The organism is Chitinophaga niabensis (assembly GCF_039545795.1).
Classification (GTDB): Bacteria; Bacteroidota; Bacteroidia; order Chitinophagales; family Chitinophagaceae; genus Chitinophaga; species Chitinophaga niabensis_B.
This window is the reverse complement of the sequence record NZ_CP154260.1, coordinates 5,458,697-5,475,405: the sequence shown is the minus strand read 5'-3', so window position 1 is coordinate 5,475,405 and position 16,709 is coordinate 5,458,697. Positions and strand designations below refer to the sequence as shown.

12 protein-coding genes are annotated in these 16,709 nt (G+C 45.8%); 9 read left to right on the top strand and 3 right to left on the bottom strand.

Annotated elements, in window-relative coordinates; translation table 11 throughout:
- The first annotated feature begins 126 nt into the window (after window positions 1-126).
- Entirely contained in the window at window positions 127-999 is an 873-nt protein-coding gene (locus tag AAHN97_RS21690) for an aminoglycoside 6-adenylyltransferase (RefSeq protein WP_343304187.1), read from the top strand.
- Window position 1,000: 1 nt separating this feature from the next.
- Complete coding sequence (locus tag AAHN97_RS21685) at window positions 1,001-1,522, top strand: AAA family ATPase (RefSeq protein WP_343304186.1); 522 nt, start codon at window positions 1,001-1,003, stop codon at window positions 1,520-1,522.
- 319 nt (window positions 1,523-1,841) lie between these two features.
- Here the strand turns inward: AAHN97_RS21685 and AAHN97_RS21680 are convergent, their stop codons facing one another.
- From AAHN97_RS21680 to AAHN97_RS21670, 3 genes are all read right to left on the bottom strand, one after another.
- The gene (locus AAHN97_RS21680) at window positions 1,842-2,618 is read right to left on the bottom strand and encodes a hypothetical protein (protein WP_343304185.1); all 777 of its coding nucleotides are present in this window, start codon (window positions 2,616-2,618) and stop codon (window positions 1,842-1,844) included.
- Window positions 2,619-2,648: 30 nt separating this feature from the next.
- Entirely contained in the window at window positions 2,649-3,428 is a 780-nt protein-coding gene (locus tag AAHN97_RS21675) for a hypothetical protein (protein ID WP_343304184.1), read from the bottom strand.
- 227 nt (window positions 3,429-3,655) lie between these two features.
- The gene (locus tag AAHN97_RS21670) at window positions 3,656-4,516 is read right to left on the bottom strand and encodes an AraC family transcriptional regulator (RefSeq protein ID WP_343304183.1); all 861 of its coding nucleotides are present in this window, start codon (window positions 4,514-4,516) and stop codon (window positions 3,656-3,658) included.
- Window positions 4,517-4,787: 271 nt separating this feature from the next.
- On the opposite strand from AAHN97_RS21670, the gene AAHN97_RS21665 reads away from it, so the two are divergent.
- From AAHN97_RS21665 to AAHN97_RS21635, 7 genes are read left to right on the top strand one after another with little or no spacing between them, the layout of a single operon-like run.
- Window positions 4,788-7,883: a SusC/RagA family TonB-linked outer membrane protein gene (locus AAHN97_RS21665; RefSeq protein ID WP_343304182.1), complete on the top strand. Its 3,096-nt coding sequence runs from the start codon at window positions 4,788-4,790 to the stop codon at window positions 7,881-7,883.
- 19 nt (window positions 7,884-7,902) lie between these two features.
- The gene (locus AAHN97_RS21660; protein WP_343304181.1) at window positions 7,903-9,525 is read left to right on the top strand and encodes a RagB/SusD family nutrient uptake outer membrane protein; all 1,623 of its coding nucleotides are present in this window, start codon (window positions 7,903-7,905) and stop codon (window positions 9,523-9,525) included.
- A gap of 53 nt (window positions 9,526-9,578) precedes the next feature.
- A complete protein-coding gene (locus AAHN97_RS21655) occupies window positions 9,579-12,314 on the top strand; it encodes a hypothetical protein (protein WP_343304180.1) in 2,736 nt (911 codons plus the stop codon).
- A 9-nt stretch (window positions 12,315-12,323) separates the two neighbouring features.
- Window positions 12,324-13,703, top strand: a complete 1,380-nt coding sequence (locus tag AAHN97_RS21650; RefSeq protein WP_343304179.1) for a GH39 family glycosyl hydrolase — start codon at window positions 12,324-12,326, stop codon at window positions 13,701-13,703.
- A 9-nt stretch (window positions 13,704-13,712) separates the two neighbouring features.
- Window positions 13,713-14,567 (top strand): amidohydrolase family protein, encoded by an 855-nt coding sequence (locus tag AAHN97_RS21645; protein ID WP_343304178.1) that lies wholly within the window; start codon window positions 13,713-13,715, stop codon window positions 14,565-14,567.
- The gene (locus AAHN97_RS21640; RefSeq protein WP_343304177.1) at window positions 14,564-15,550 is read left to right on the top strand and encodes a zinc-dependent alcohol dehydrogenase; all 987 of its coding nucleotides are present in this window, start codon (window positions 14,564-14,566) and stop codon (window positions 15,548-15,550) included. The genes AAHN97_RS21645 and AAHN97_RS21640 overlap by 4 nt, the downstream gene beginning before the upstream one ends.
- 6 nt (window positions 15,551-15,556) lie before the next feature.
- Window positions 15,557-16,708, top strand: coding sequence for a mandelate racemase/muconate lactonizing enzyme family protein (locus AAHN97_RS21635; RefSeq protein ID WP_343304176.1), 1,152 nt, complete (start codon window positions 15,557-15,559; stop codon window positions 16,706-16,708).
- Window position 16,709: the final 1 nt, after the last annotated feature.

Below are 16,709 nucleotides of genomic sequence, written 5' to 3'. Positions count from 1 at the left end.
TTGCGCAGGTGGTATGCAAAAGAGTAGTGAAGGTACTTTGGGTGCAGATCCTGCTGTTCAGTCGCAACATATACCCAGCGGCTTATTTTTTCAGCAGGGGTGTAACTTTTAATTTATAGGCGAAACATGAGAACGGAAACACAGATATTACAAGAAGTAACCACCTGGGCCCAAAACACCCCCGCCATCCGCGTCATCCTCCTCACCAGCTCCCGCGCGAATGGTGTCGCAGACCTCTTATCAGACTATGATATAGAATTCGTAGTGAGTGACCTGCCTGAATTCCTCAAAGATGATACCTGGTTGAAAACTTTCGGCCATCCCGTATCCGTAGTTGTTGAGAACGAAGAAGCCTTTGATGGAGAAAACGCCATGCGCATGGTCTTCTATGACGATTACATAAAGATAGATTTCAAACTCTACGCCATAGATAAATTCATGGAACAGGTCAATAAGCCAGACCTGCAGGAAGATTGGGACGTAGGATACAAAATACTGCTGGATAAAGACGGCCTCACCAAAGGAATGAAACAACCAACCGGCAAATCCGTCACCATCGCAAAACCAACAGAGCAGGAATTCCAGTATTTCATAAATGATGCCTGGTTCTGCATGCCCTATATCGCCAAATGCCTCTGGCGGGATCAACTGTTCTATGCCAAATATGTAGGGGATAGCATTATGCGCTTTGAAGATTTTCAGAAGATCATTGAATGGTACATTGGTATGCAGCACAACTGGCAGCTCAATCCCAACAAGTATGGCCGGCTGTTCAAGCAATACCTCGAACCGGATCTCTGGAAAAGGATAGAAGCTACCTTTACGGGAGCAGATATAGAAGATAACTGGAGGGCTTTGTTTGCTTATGCGGAAGTAGTAAGGGAATTAGGCACAGCCATCGCGGCAGAGCTAAATTATACTTACCCGAAGGAACTGGATGAAACGATAACAGCTTATCTACATAAAATCAAACACCTCGATAAAAACGCACGGATATAGCATGAAAATACTCATCTTCGGCGCATCAGGTGTAGGTTCTACCACACAAGGCAAAGACCTCTCCGCTGCGCTGAACATCTCCTATTTTGATACAGACGATTACTTCTGGGAAACGCCCTTTACAATTAAGCGCCTCCCTGAAAGAAGGAACAACATGCTAAAGGCAGATATAGACAAACTCGAAAATTTCATCATAGGCGGTTCCCTTGTAAGCTGGGGAGAAGAATGGACAACCATTTTCGATTACGCTGTTTTTCTGTATCTCCCTCCGGAGATCAGACTGGAGAGATTAAGAAAGAGAGAATTCGAAAGATATGGAGATGTTATTTACACAAATCCTGAAAGAAAAAAGGAATACGAAGAGTTCATGGACTGGGCAGCCAGTTATGATACGGATACGCCGAGAAGAAGTCTTGCCGTACATGAAGCATGGATGAAGGAACTAACCTGCCCTGTACTTACCATTAAAGAAGATCTCTCTGTAGAAAGCAGGAGAGAAAGGATTCAGGTATTTATACGCTAGCCCCGTCCTCAACTCACGATAATATTCCTCGCCCTCATGGCGGCTGCCTGCCTAGGCAGAAACCCCAAGAGGAAGCACGAGACAGCAGGATCGAAAACAGCAAAGACCTACACCCGCTGGATTACGAAAAGCAATCCTTCAAAACATACGCCCGCTAGTAAAAGGATCTAAAGCTATCTTCCCGCATGTGAAAGATCAGCAGATACGGATCAACCCCAAAGAATTATTAACAACTGAACCAAAGGATACATTGCTACGGAAAGGTAATGATGAATAAAAAAATACCCCGGTGCCCGGAAAGGATACCGGGGTATTCATTTTAATTCACCATATGTAAACTTGCCCAGCTTGGAACTACTACATAGAAAATTACCCTGGTTTTTCCAAGTAGTATAGCGGTATCATAGCCATCAGTGTAATAAATGAGCCTGCGTGATACTGCACTGCCAAAAGACCATAGCAGGTACTGGGTATCAACATTTTGAGCAGCAACATAAAAATAGTAACCGTCGAAGCGATATTCATAATCACAGTCAGTACTTCCGGTAGTACCCATATCCCAGATACCATAGTAGTTTTGGCCACTATATGCTCTGAATGCAGCGGTAGATGGATAGCTGGCAGTGGGGCATGAAGCAATTGTGAAGTCAGATTTCTTTTCCAAAGAATTGAACAGTTCGTTTGTTTCTTCCTGAGACAATTTGTTAAATGGCTTATTGAACTTACTGAGAGAAGCTGCATACACACCTGCGCGAATGTCTTTTGCTCTTCTGAGATCAGCACTGATCTGTGTTTCCTGGGAAGCGCTGATCCGGCCATTGGAGGCCTCTGCTGCTTTCCGTGTTAAAGAAACTGAATCGTTCTTCAGGCGTATCTCTTCGAATTTTTGCAGCTCTTCTGCATTTAGCGACGCATAAGCTGCTTGAAAGGCAGCAAAGTCTGCAGGGTTGTTTGGAGCAGACAGCTTTTGCACCAGTTCCGTTAAAGAAACCTTTTCTTTAGGTGTTTCAACAGCTGCACCTGTTTTTTCTTTCTGGCATGCAGTGGCCAGGACCATCAGCGCTACGCCGGTGGTTAGTTTCAACAAAGTTTTCATAATTGTTTTTTAATTAAACAGTAATATTTTTTAGTTCAATGCGTCTAAATAGACTTGCGCCGGTCCTCCTGCAATAAGAAGTGTTGCCCAGTAACCAAGTAAATACCCGGTATCATAACCATCACTAAAGTAAATGACCCTGCGTGATATTACGCCGCCATAGTTGTCCAACACCGCACGCGCACTCGCGTTCGCTCCATACACATACCAGTAATAACCATCGAATCTGAATTCCCAGTCGCAGTCCGGACCAGGGCTGTTCCCGATAGAATAGTAACCGTATGCTCTTTTCCCGGTTGCCCACTTAACGGAGGTTGTTCCGGGGAAGGATACGAGAGGGCATGACATGGCACTAACATCACCTTCCTTCGCCTGATGCAATGCGATGATCTCCTTGATCTCCGCTTTAGACAACTGATTTATTTGTTTGTTGAACTTGGTAGCTGCTTCTTCCCGCAGCACGGACAGGCCTTCTTTTGTTTTCCGGAGCTGTAAACCAATGTTCACTTCCTGAGCCGCACTCACCCGTCCATTATTGTCAGCAGCTATTTTCTTTGCTAATTGCAAAGAATCCTTTTGCAGGCGGATAGCATTAAATTCTTCCAGCTCTTTCGCAGTCAATGATGCATAAAGGGCAAAAGTAGCAGCATCTCCGGATGGGCTGCTGGGCAGATACATTCTTTCCCAGAGCTCCGTTAAAGAAACCTTTTCTTTAGGGGTTTCAATAGCTGTACCTGCCTTTTCTTTCTGGCATGCAGCGGCCAGGACCACCAGCGCTATGCCGGTTGTTAATTTCAACAAAGTTTTCATAATTGTTTTTTAATAAACTTGAGTAAAAGACATGATCCTGTACTAAGCCTTGCAGGAATGGCTTTGGACAGTCCCCCCACCGGGAGGATACGGCAAATAGCCTCCTGTCCGCGTGTTAGCAGAGATGATTAATAGATAAAAAGGGTTTAAAGGGTTATTGGATTATGGTTTACTGATGCGCATCATTTTTTGCATGTAGGGCTTTGAGTTAGGTTAATAAATTGTGATCAGAATGAGATCTTTTGATAATCCTGCCTGTAATTCTTGGGCTGACAGTTCTTGAACTTTTTAAATTGCCGGTAAAAGAAAGGAAGGCTTTCAAACCCCGAAGCATAACATACCTCACTTACCTGCTTATCTGTTTCGATCAATAACTTACAAGCCCTGTTGATCTTATATTCATTTAGAAATTCAAAGAAGGGTTTCTTCATTGTTTTACTGAAGAAACGCGAAAAGTATTCCTCCGTCATGTTCAGCTTGGACGCAATGTCCGCTAACGATATCTGTTGCTTATAGTTCGTTTGAATATATTTATACACCGCGTTAATGCGTTCCTTATCGTTAAAATTAAGGTCAACCATAAATTCCTGCTCGCAGAGATAACGGAACTCCGTATTGAGAGACAACTCTTGTAATATCTGCAGGAGTATCATCAACCTTTCAAAAGATGAGGCATTCAGCAGATCAATAAACTTTGGCTTTAGCCTGCTGGCAACCTGTGTATCTATCTTAATCCCTTTTCGCATCGCTTCCAATAACTTGCGCACCGTTTCAAACTCAATGCTCTGCATCCAGGTTTTATCAATGAATTCCTCTTTCAGATAAATAACAATTGCAATCACCTGCTGTGATGGATCTGCTGTATGATTCCATGCATGTGGCAGGTTAGAACCCAGCAGTACAAGATCGTCTTCATAGAAGTTCTCTATCGTATTCCCCACATACCGTACCCCCTTCCCATTCAGTATATAAGTGATCTCCAGTTCCGGATGATAATGCCATGGATAGTCGAACACTTCACTCGTATTCTGGAACTCCACTTTGAACAGGTTGGATTCAGATGGAATTGGCTTGTAACGCGGTTTCATGACCTGAATATATACAAAACCGTTCGGATTTTTAATCATACAATGCCGATATCCACGGAATCGGGTACTAATTAGTGCAAATAGGATAGTAGATGCCGTAAGTGGCAAAAAACTCCAAAATAGGATACACATTCAACAAGATGGTACAATCATCCGCAAACACTAACGAATATTTTTGTACAGCAACCAAGGTTTAGCATACGCAATTTTTTCCTCCGGTTTTGGCCCACCCATTTGACTGTAAGTAACTATATCAATCAAAATTATTTTTATGAATTTACGCGCAATTAAATTCGTTATGACCGTCAGATCATTGCTGCTGCCGCTTTTGCTCCTCTTGTTTTCGGCAGGAGGTTTCGCACAAACAAAGCTCACAGTTACGGGAAAGATCACCAGCGGCGGAACTCCCTTACCCAATGTGTCCATATCCATTCAGGGCACAAATCAAGGTACTACCACCAATGAACAGGGCGCATTTTCCCTGAGTGCCCAGATCGGCCAGACACTTGAGATCTCACACATGGGATTTGGCCGGAAAACAGTAAAGATCACCAGCCAGGAGCCATTGAACATTACCCTGGAAGCCTCCTCCCAGGATATCCTGAACGATGTGGTAGTGGTGGGGTATGGCACAAAAAAGAAGACATCTGTTACCGCAGCTATATCTACCCTGAAGGGCTCGGAAATATCTTCCCTGCCTATCTCCAACCTCAGCAATGGTTTAGGTGGAAGAGTAGCTGGTGTTATTGTTAAACAGGGATCGGGAGAGCCTGGGAGAGATGGTTCAAGTATCTTTATCAGGGGCATTTCCTCTACCGGCTCCACGCAGCCACTCGTTATTGTAGATGGTATTCCCCGCAGCTTTCAGCAATTAGACCCTAACTCCATTGAAACCTTTTCCGTACTGAAAGATGCTGCAGCCGTGGCCCCCTATGGAGTGGCCGGAGCAAACGGAGTGATCCTCGTAACCACCAAAAAAGGTAAAACGGGCATCCCCACACTTACCTATAACGGATACGTAGGGTTCCAGAATCCCGTAGTATTACCCGATTATGTCAATTCTTATGAATATGCCACTTTAAGGAACGCCGCAGCTGTCAACGAAGGTTTGCCTAAGCCATATTCTGATGCCGAACTGAAAAAGTTCCAGGATGGCTCAGATCCGGATGCCTATCCTACTTTTAAGAATATCTGGAAAGACCTCACCAACAGAGATGCGATACTCACCAACCACAATATTGAAATATCCGGTGGTGCAGAAAGAGTGAAGTATTATGCGGCCCTCGGATACCAGTTCCAGGAAGGGATGTGGCCGGCTACTAATAACCGCAGGTTTAACATGACGCTTAACCTGGATGCAAAAGTGACCAATACCACCAATGTTTCCTTTAACCTCAATGGCCGCTATCAGAAAGATCAGTATCCTTCCATCGGCACTGGCCGTATATTTGAACTGATCGGTTACCTACACCCCCTGTATGGACCACTTCGGTTCAGCAATGGCATGGCGGGTACTTTTGTTACCGCCAGCCTCTTCAACAGCGGTTATCAAAAGATCAATACCACCGCTATATACTCTCAACTGTCTGTTGAGCAACAATTGCCTTTCATTCCCGGTTTAAAAGCAAAAGGAACAATTGCATATGATCCCACACATGTAATGAATAAAATATGGGCCCTGCCCATACAAAGGGCCAGCCTGGATAGATCACAAACACCTTATGTGATCAAGGATGGTGTTTTTGGTCCAACAAAACCTTCCCTCACACAGAGTTATGTAAACGACTATCAGCTCACCTACCAGTTTGGCCTGAACTACGACAGAACATTCGGCAAACATGGCGTTAGCGTATTAGGATTGTTTGAAGCCAAAAGTAACGACTACATGAGCTTAGGTGCCTCCCGGAGGAATTACAACCTGTCTGTTGATGAGATCAACCTTGGAAGCTCCAGCCAGGCAGATATGAGTACTTCAGGTACTTCCAGTTACGCCAGGCAGATGGGATTGGTATATCGCATAGCATACGATTATAACAGGAAATACCTGCTGGAAGCAAGTGGCAGGTACGATGGAAGTTATTACTTCTCTCCGGAGAACAGGTACGGATTTTTCCCCGCATTCTCAGTAGGCTGGCGTTTGTCTGAAGAGAAATTTATTAAAGATAACTACAACTGGATAGACAATCTGAAGATCAGGGCATCCTATGGTGAAGTAGGTGCACTGGCAGGAAGCCCCTTCCAGTTCATGAGCACTTATAGTGTGCTGGGAACAAATTATGTGCTGGGGAATAACGCCGTGCAGGGTATCCGTGAAAGAGCAGAATCAAACCCTAACATTACCTGGGAACGTGCCAGGAAAACAGATGTTGGGTTGGAAGTGAACCTCTGGAAAGGCCTGCTGAATTTTGAGGTGGATTACTTCTATGAAAAAAGATCTAACATGCTGGTGAACCCGGATGTAAAGGTGCCTGCTGAATATGGTATTGGCCTAAGCCAGGTAAATGCAGGGGTAATGGAGAACCGTGGTTTTGATCTTTCTGCAAGTTCCGTATACGATGTGTCCAGGGACTTACATCTTTCACTCGGAGCTAATTTTACCTATGCTAAGAACAAGGTGTTGCAGGTGTTTGAAACGGCCACCACTTTTAATAATCCTAACCGCCGGATAACAGGCAGACCATTAGGTACGCAGTTTGGTTTCCGTTCACTGGGCTATTTCCAGCAAAGTGATTTCGATGGTTCCGGTGCACTGAAAGCAGGCATTGCCACACAACCATGGGGTGCCGTAAAACCAGGAGACATCAGGTATGAGGATATTAATAATGATGGTAAGATCAATGATAATGACCTTACCGTGATCGGGGATCCCGTTGCAGCACCAAGGATCATATATGGCATCTCTCCCGGCGTGAGGTTTAAAACCTTCTCTCTTGATCTGTTGTTCCAGGGAGCAGCCAAAGTCAACTGGTACTATCATGGATCTTCGATCATGGCATTCTGGGAAACCATGCTGCCTTATAAACATAACTTCGACTACTGGACACCAGAGAACCCCAATGCCTCCAATCCAAGGCTCACCTCTGCTCCTACTGTGAACAATTCACAAAGGTCATCTTTCTGGATGGGCAATGCTGCCTACCTGCGCCTGAAAAATGCCACCCTTTCCTATAACCTGCCTGCTAAAGTATTACAGAGAATAAAAATGCAAAACGTCAGACTTTACTTATCCGGGCAGAACATCCTTACCTGGACGAAGCTGAAAAATTATGATCCGGAAATTGGCAGGAACGATTCCGGGCATCCGGACAGTGCCTGGGGATATCCCAATCAAAAAACTTTTTCTGTAGGCGCAAACATTACTTTTTAATCAAACGAAAAAAGCTGGTATGAAACATCAACTTTTAAGCATAGTATTTATTGCACTCACCTTTTTCTCCTGCGGTAAATTTCTCGGTGTGTCTCCAAAGGACCAGGTGGCAGATGGTACGCTTTGGGCAAGTACGGCAAATGCAGATCTTTTCCTGAATGATGTCTATGCATCTGTACCCAGTATTGATTTCGGAGATCCATGGGAAAACTATTCGGACAATTCTATGAATGGCCAGGCAGGAAGGGTAAGTACCAATATCTACGGTCCTTCTATTTATACACCCAGCAATGCACCCAGCAGATGGGGGCAATACACCAATATCAGAAAAGCAAATCTGTTTATAGCCAAAGCCTCCGCTTCTGCATTACCGGAAGCCTGGAAAAAGTCCAGGATCGCTGAAGCAAGATTCCTGCGTGCATATTTCTATTCTCTTCTGTGGACTTACCATGGCGGAGTACCCATTATCAAAGAGGTGCTGAACCTGAAAGAACAGGGGGATGAAGTTTTCAGGGCACGTAATACAGCTGCAGAAACATTTGCTTTCATTACAAAAGAACTGGAAGAAGCCGCAGCGGATCTGGACATCACGGCAGAAACAGGAAGGGCTACCAGGGGCGCGGCGCTCACCTTAAAAGGTTCCTGCGAATTATTTTACGCAGGCGCATTGCATAACCCCACCAATGATAAAGCCAGGTGGGAATTGGCCGCTGCTACCTTCAAAAAGGTAATAGACCTGAACACCTATAAACTCTTCCCTGATTACAACACCCTCTTTTTCGAAGAGAACAATAACAATGTGGAAGTGATCTTCAGCAGGCAGCATCTGGGTGGTACGGATTTAGCTAATTTAAGGGATGGCAATATCGGCCCCCGTTTTGTGGGTGGCGCATTAACAGGTTATGGGCACTTAAATCCTACACAGGATATCGTGGATGAATATGCTATGGCCAACGGTTTGCCCATTACAGACCCCGCATCCGGGTATAATCCTCAGAAGCCTTACGAGAACAGGGAAAAAAGGTTTTATCAGTCTATCGTATATGATGGTTCCACCTGGTTGGGAGATGTAATGATCATGAAACAGGGTGTTGGAAGTATGAATGCCACAGACCTGAATAACAGCAGCATTTCTACCAGAACAGGTTATTATATCCGTAAAGGTATCAATCCTAAATATGCAAGTGCCAGGAGTAATCTCAATAGTGCCAACTGGATCATCTTCCGCTATGCAGAAGTATTGCTTAGTTACGCAGAAGCCAGGAATGAAGCTACGGGACCTGATCAGTCTGTATACGATGCCATCAATGCCATCAGGAAAAGATCAGAGCTGGCAGACCTTACGCCCGGTATGAATCAAAGCCAGCTGCGCACAGCCATTTACAGAGAAAGAAGGGTAGAGCTGGCCTTTGAGGATAAACGCCTGCCAGACCTCCTGCGTTTAAAACTGGCGGAAGTGATCCTCAACCAGCCGGTACATGCTATCAAAATAGACCTGGTGAATAACGTGCCGGTATACACGATAGTACCTGCTGGCGGAGGAAATAGGAAATTCTACCCTAACAAGAATTATTTCCTGCCCATCCCGCAATCGGCGATGGATAAAAATGCCAAACTTGTACAGAACCCGAATTATTTATAAAGTGTGCGGGCGTGTTTTCTTATATTTAAGAAGCCGGCCCGAAACCATTCAATATGCATAGTAGAAAACATTGGACGAGAATAGCGATGGTAGCAGTCATCATACTGATGGCTGCTGCTAAGCAGAGCCATGGGTTGCAGCGAACGAAATTAAAAATAACTTTTGGGTTGAAAGGTCAAAAGCCCCGGCTGTTCACGGTGCAATTACTGAGTAATTCAGAGGGACTGCAAATAGCAAAAACAGCAGGCAGCCGTATTGAAAAAAATGACCGCATTGCGGCCATCTCACAACTTTTTTGCGGTGCAGGGGATACAGATGAACTGATCACAGAAATAAGCTGGCCGGAGCCTACAGCCCCTTTACGAAAGCTGGCATACTTCAACGACCCGCATTCGATAAAAGGGGATGCAATGTGGGGCTACCTGATGGAACATGGTTCTCCGGGTCAGTCCGCAAGATTGCGAAAAGATCCCTGGTATCATCCTGATGCTCCTTTGCTTACTGTACAATTGAATAAGGAAGGCACAGCCGGCTTTACGATAGGTTTGTTGCAATTGTTGGAGCAGGGCGCTATGTGGCTGCCGGAACAGGATATTTTTATCTCGCTGGCAGAGAACCCGGTTAGTTTTGAAGAACACCTCGCCTCCTTAAAGGGCCGGCGGATCTTGGACCGTGTAAAGGAATCACCGGATGCCAGCCTTTCACAATTTAAAGCACTATGGGAGGATATCGGAGATCCTGTTGCCTGGAATATATCCTGGGCAACAACATGGTTAGGCATAAAGGGGCATCTCACCGTAACTGCTCCCTCACATGGCTCCGTCTATAAATTTGCCGTGGATAGATTTGGTAACGTACGACCGGACTTTGCCTCACCCCATAAATTCCGCTTAGACCTCTCCTATGGGAACAGTACATGGAAAAGTCAGCAGATAGAAAATGGTCTTCCCCTGATCATTACCCGCTTGGAAAAAGACGGGCAGTTATGTGAAATGGAACAGTTCGCAGCACCCTTCGGAAATAAAGAAGCCGTGATGTTCACCAAAGTGCGCATCTCCGGGAAAGCAGGCCCCATAAACTTTGGCATTCGCCTGAAAAGCCAACCGGACAGTGTACAGTTTCAGGTTATAAACAATACAGTCATCGATAAACAAACAGGTAACACCTGGTTAATGCTGGAACCAGGTAAGGGATTAAGCATATCAGGGAACGAAGAAGGCATATCAGTAACAGGTGAACTAACAGCAGGTGCAACAAAAGAGTTAATACTGAAATTGCCATCACCTGCTGCGAATACAACAGGAACATTGGCAGCACTAACCTATACTACTGCCCGTAAAGAAACAGTACAATATTGGGAAGATTGGATGAACAAAGGTGCTTCCTTTAAAGTACCGGAAGAAGCCGTGAATAATTTATACCGTGCTAATTTATGGCATGCACTTTCTCTCCCGCGCCATACAGTGGATAGTACAGGAACTCTGCATATGGACCTCCCTTATACCAATATCGGCTATGGGCAGAAGAATGCCATGTGGCCCATCAACCAGGCGGTGTATGTGGATTACATGATCTATGGTTTACGCGGATATGAAAAAGTAGCGCAGGACGAGATCGCCGCGATGTATAAAACACAACAGCAGCCGGATGGGCGGATGGCCGGGAATGCTAATTGGGGCGTTTATTCTCCCGGTCACCTATATGCGGTGGCACAAAACTATTTACTTACAAGAGACCGGAAAAGTTTTGAAAGCCTGCTGCCACAATCTCTCAAAACATTGGATTGGTGTTTGGCGCAGGTAGCAAAAGCAAATAAATCGGGTCTGATAGCGCAGCCGCTCAATGACCTTACCACCGCAAAAAGAGAATGGGCATTTATACAAGCCTATTTTGGGGGAGGGCTGGAAACCTTTGGGAAAGCGTTAGCCACTTACGGCCATCGGCGCGCAACAGTGGTACAGGCCACTGCGGCAAAAATGAAGAAAGATGTAACACGGGAATTTGCCCGCAGCAGTGTGAAGTCACCTGTTGTGCAACTGGAAGATGGTACCTGGATCAATTACGTACCCACAGATGCTTTAACGCCCCGGCGCATCATGGAAGAATGGTATCCTACAGATGTGGATTGCGGGGCTCTGCATATGTCAAGACTGGGTGTAATAGATCCGCATGGCTGGCTTACCACAGCATTGCTGCATGACCAGGAAGATAATTTGTTGTTTAAGAACCAGGGTGCAGCGAATGAACCGGTATACGTTCAGCAGGGCAATACCTATCTGCTGAGAGATGAACCCAAAGCAGTCATCCGTTCTTTCTATAGTCTGATGGCCTGCGGTTTTTCACATGGTCAATTCACCCCGCTGGAACACAGATGGGCCTGGGGGCAATATTATGGCCCGCCCAGTACAGACGGGGCATGGTTTGAGATCTACAGGAAAATGTTATTGAATGAATTAGGAGGAGATACCCTGATCATCGGCCAGGCTGTTCCAAGAGAATGGTTGCAAAAGGGGAAACAGATCGAAGTGAGAAATGCACCCTCCTACTTCGGCCCCGTTTCATTCACCATGGAAGGAGAGAATGACCTGCATCAGCTCACAGCTACCGTGCAACTGGCAAAGCGTAATCCGCCAAAAGAACTATTGGTAAGGTTCAGGCATCCTGGAGATAAACAGATCCGCAGTGTAACCGTAAATGGAAAAGCCTGGAAGGATTATGATGTAAAAAAGGAACATATAAAGATACCGCTACCGCAAGGTGATAAATTCATCGTTACAGCTACCTACTAAATGACTAAAATGAGTGTAAGGAACCTGATATTTTTTATAACCTGCATCATCAGTGGAACGGCCTTTTCGCAAACAACCGTGCAGGTGAACTTTGCGAAAGAACTGGGTCCCATGAAAATGAACCAGATGGCTTTGGGCCAGGGTGGCCTTTCTGAAGAGCCGATGTTAAGTAAACGTACTACGGAGATCAGGGCACTACATCCCGCAGTTATCCGGCTTTTTGTAAGTGAGTATTATAATGTATTGCCGGAAAAAGGCAAGTATTATTTCACCACACTGGATAGTATGGTAAATAATATCTTGCAAACCGGTGCCAAACCTTTCATGAGCTTTTGCTTAAAACCAAAGGTATTTTTCCCTGTAGTAGATCATGATATTGTTGAACCTAATGATTACAAAGGCTGGGAGCAATTTGTATATGACGTGGTACGGCATTATGTAGATAAAGGAACAGGAATAGAATATTGGGAAGTAGGTAACGAAGTGGATATTGGAGAAGATGGTGGTACACCCTACCGTTTTAAACCGGAAAGTTATGCGCGTTACTACAAACATACAGTAGCCGCCATATTAAGGGCAGACCCAAAAGCAAAGGTAGGCGGCCCGGCATTGGCGAATTATAAATCCCCCATCCTGCCTGAATTGCTCCGTGCCTGCTCAGCAGAGAAAATACCTTTGCACTTTGTATCCTGGCATAATTATGACAACAGCCCCACCTTCATCCGCAGCCAGATCGACTATGTAAAGGAAATGCTGAAAGGTTATCCTGATCTTCATCCGGAAACCATCATGAATGAATGGAACATCCATTTGTTCAACCCTCCTTTGGATCCCCGTTTTCAGCCTTGTTTTGTTACTGAAACCATCTGGCAGATGAAAGATGCGGGATTGGACTGGTCCTGTTATTACCAGATTAAAGACTGGTATGTGAACTATGATACCTTCGCAAAAATATTCTCCGCGCACGGCACCGCTTTTATGAGCCGCTGGTGGAACCGCCAGGCACAATTCAGCGGCCTGATAGACTACCAGGATCATATACGCCCTGCGTATTTTTCCTTCAAGTTATTGTCCCGCATGGCAGGCCAGAAACTGGAACTTAACACAGACAGTAAAACCGTACATGGTTTCGCTACACACGATACCCAGCTGCAAATGCATAACATGCTGTTGTGGAATTTCTCCGCAGACTCCGTAAAAGTAAAAGTGCATTTGAAAACCTTACCAAAAGATATGCAGGTACGCCACATTGTACTGGATGCAGAAGGTGGTAGCAGTGATGAGAATCACCGCCTGCGGCCTGATCCGTTTATAAAAATTAAAAAGGGAGATCAGCTGGTAGAAGTAACGTTAAAACCATGGGCAGTACATTACTGGTCATTTGAATAGATAGAAGATATGATCGTAGACATTCACACGCATGTTTTTCGTCCTGATACAGATTTCGGCCCAAAGTTACTGGCTGATATGAAACGGTGTAAAATAGACCCCACCATCTGGCGGGACCTCGGCGAAAAACATCTGGAAAGTACAAAAGCTGCAGATGTGGCCATTGTATTTGGCCTGCAGGCATCTGCAACAGATTGGAACATCCCGAACGATATGGTAGCAGCACATGTAGCCCTGGCGCCATCCCGTTTGTTATACTTTGCTTCCATAGACCCCGCTTTGCCTGATTTCATGGAGGAACTGGAAAAGTGCCACCAGCAGGATGGTGCGGTAGGTGTAAAGATGTCTCCATTATACCAGGATGTACATCCCGGCGATCCAAGATGTTACCAGATCTACCGGTACTGTGAAAAGCATGGTTTGCCTATACTCTTTCACGCAGGTACTTCATTTGTAAGCGGTACGCCTTTGGATTATTCCCGCCCGGTGCATTTTGATAAAGTAGCGGTGGACTTTCCCGAACTGAGAATGGTACTGGCGCATCTGGGGCATCCATGGGAAGGTGAAACAATAGCCGTTATCCGCAGGCATGCAAATGTATATGCAGATCTGTCTGCATTGTATTACAGGCCCTGGCAGTTTTATAATTCCATGCAGTTGCTGGTGGAATACCGCACGCATGAAAAAGTATTGTTTGGTTCTGACTTTCCATTTACGACCACCGCAGATTCAATAGCCGGTGTGCGTAATATCAATCATATACTGGCAAACAGCGGCCTTCCATCCATCCCCCAAGAAGTAACCGAAGGGATCATACACCGGAACACCCTGGAGTTGCTGGGTTTACCTGATCCTGGAAAATGAAACAGATTATGCAGGCATTGCAAATGCGAGGACTAAATACTCTGGTGAAAACAGAAGTGCCCATCCCGGTTCCGGGTGCCGGAGATGTATTGATACAAACACTGGCCGCAACCATCTGTACTTCAGATCTGCACGATCTGAAAAGCAATCCTTTTGGCATTACTTACCCAAGGATCCTGGGGCATGAAGCTGCCGGAATAGTGGTGGCCACCGGGAGAGAAGTAAGAGGGCTGGCACTCGGCACCCGCGTGGCTGTACATCCTGTTGTGCCATGTGGTAAATGCGAAGAATGCAAACGCGGCCTCGCACATATCTGTTCCGATATGGGGCACCTGGGATACGACAGGGATGGAAGTTTTGCGGAATACTTTACGCAAAGGGCAGACAGGGTTATTCCACTGCCGGAAAATATCTCAAACGCCACCGGTGCATTACTGGAGCCGGTAGCAGTTTGTTTGCAGGCGGTAGCCCGCGCCGGTGATGTGAAAGGCCGTACAGTACTGGTAGCAGGAGATGGCCCTTTTGGAAACATCATCGCCCGTTTGGCAAAAAGAGCAGGAGCTGCACGTGTGATCGTAACAGGCAAAATCCCCTTCCGTTTGCAAAGTATCCCGGATGTTGAAATACCGGATGCAGATCCGGTAAGATGTGCGGACGTGGCCATACTGGCGGTTAGCTCACAGGATGCGCTCTCCACTTGCATAAAAGCACTTCGCCCACGTGGCAGACTGGTTGTTTTCAGTGCCCTGAAAGAACCTGCCCCACTCGATCTCTTTGCACTTCATTTATCTGAATTGGAGATCGTAGGGGCCTGTAATGATGAAGATCGGATGGAAGAAGCATTGGAATGCCTGCAAGACAAAGTATTGAACTTAGCAGAGATCATCACGCACCAGGTGCACTTTGAGAATTGGGAAGAAGCATTTTCACTGGTGCGCTATCAACAGGGTAAAGCATTAAAAGTAGCGATCACTTTCAGCTGATAAAATATGAAAATAACAAACGTAGAAGCATTTATACTGCAATCGCCATTTGAGATCCGCTCTCCGGAAGGCAGTGATGAAGCAAGAGGTGTAAAACATTGCCTGCTGCTGAAAGTAAGTACGGATGAAGGGATCATAGGATGGTCTGATGTGGAAACATCCCCGCATGTGGGAGAAGCAGTTGTGAATGCACCGGAAAGCGGAGCAGGGGTATTTGAAGGATTGCGCTCACTGGTGATAGGAGAAGATCCTTTCGATGTAGAGAGACTATGGGATAAGATCTATCGCGGCACCATTTATTTTGGCAGAAGAGGAGTGGCCATGCAGGTATTGTCCGGCTTTGATATTGCCTGTCATGATATTATCGGGAAAGCAATTGGTCAGCCCATTCATAAGATACTCGGTGGGGCAAGACGGGATCGCGTGAGAGCATATGCCTCCACGCTTTTCCGCCCAACGGTGGAAGCTATTAAAGACGCCTGCGCATTTTACCTGCAACGTGGTTTTACTGCCGTGAAGTTTGGCTGGGGTGTTTTTGGGCAGGACCGTAAACAGGACATTAAACTGGTAGCAGCAGCAAGGGAAGCCCTCGGTCCCGATGTGGAACTGATGGTGGATGCAGGCTGGATGGTGAACCGCAGTGCATACGATGCCATAGAACTTTGCCGTGCATTGGAACCCTATAATATCTTCTGGCTGGAGGATTTCCTGCACCCGGAATGTTATGAAGGATATGCAAAAACAAAAGCGGCAGGCGTAAGAACAAGATTAGCCGCAGGTGAACAGGAAGCTACGGCCTGGGGTTTCAGGGAACTCATTACCAAAGGAGGTATAGATGTGATCCAGCCAGACCTCACGCGCTGTGGTGGTTTCACACAGGCCAGGAAGATCATCTGGGAAGCAGAATATGCAGGCATTGATGTGTGCCCGCATGCATGGCTCACAGACCTGCTCACTGCAGGAAGTCTTCATTTAAATGCAGTGCTTCCAAGATCACTTTTCCTGGAATACAACGTCAGTGAAAATCCCATGCTCACAGAGATCATCAGGAACCCTGTGCAAATGGACAAGGATGGATACATCGCAGTGCCCAATGGGCCTGGTTTGGGAATAGATATAGATGAGAAAGCAGTTAAACGCTTTTGTGTAAACCTCTAAA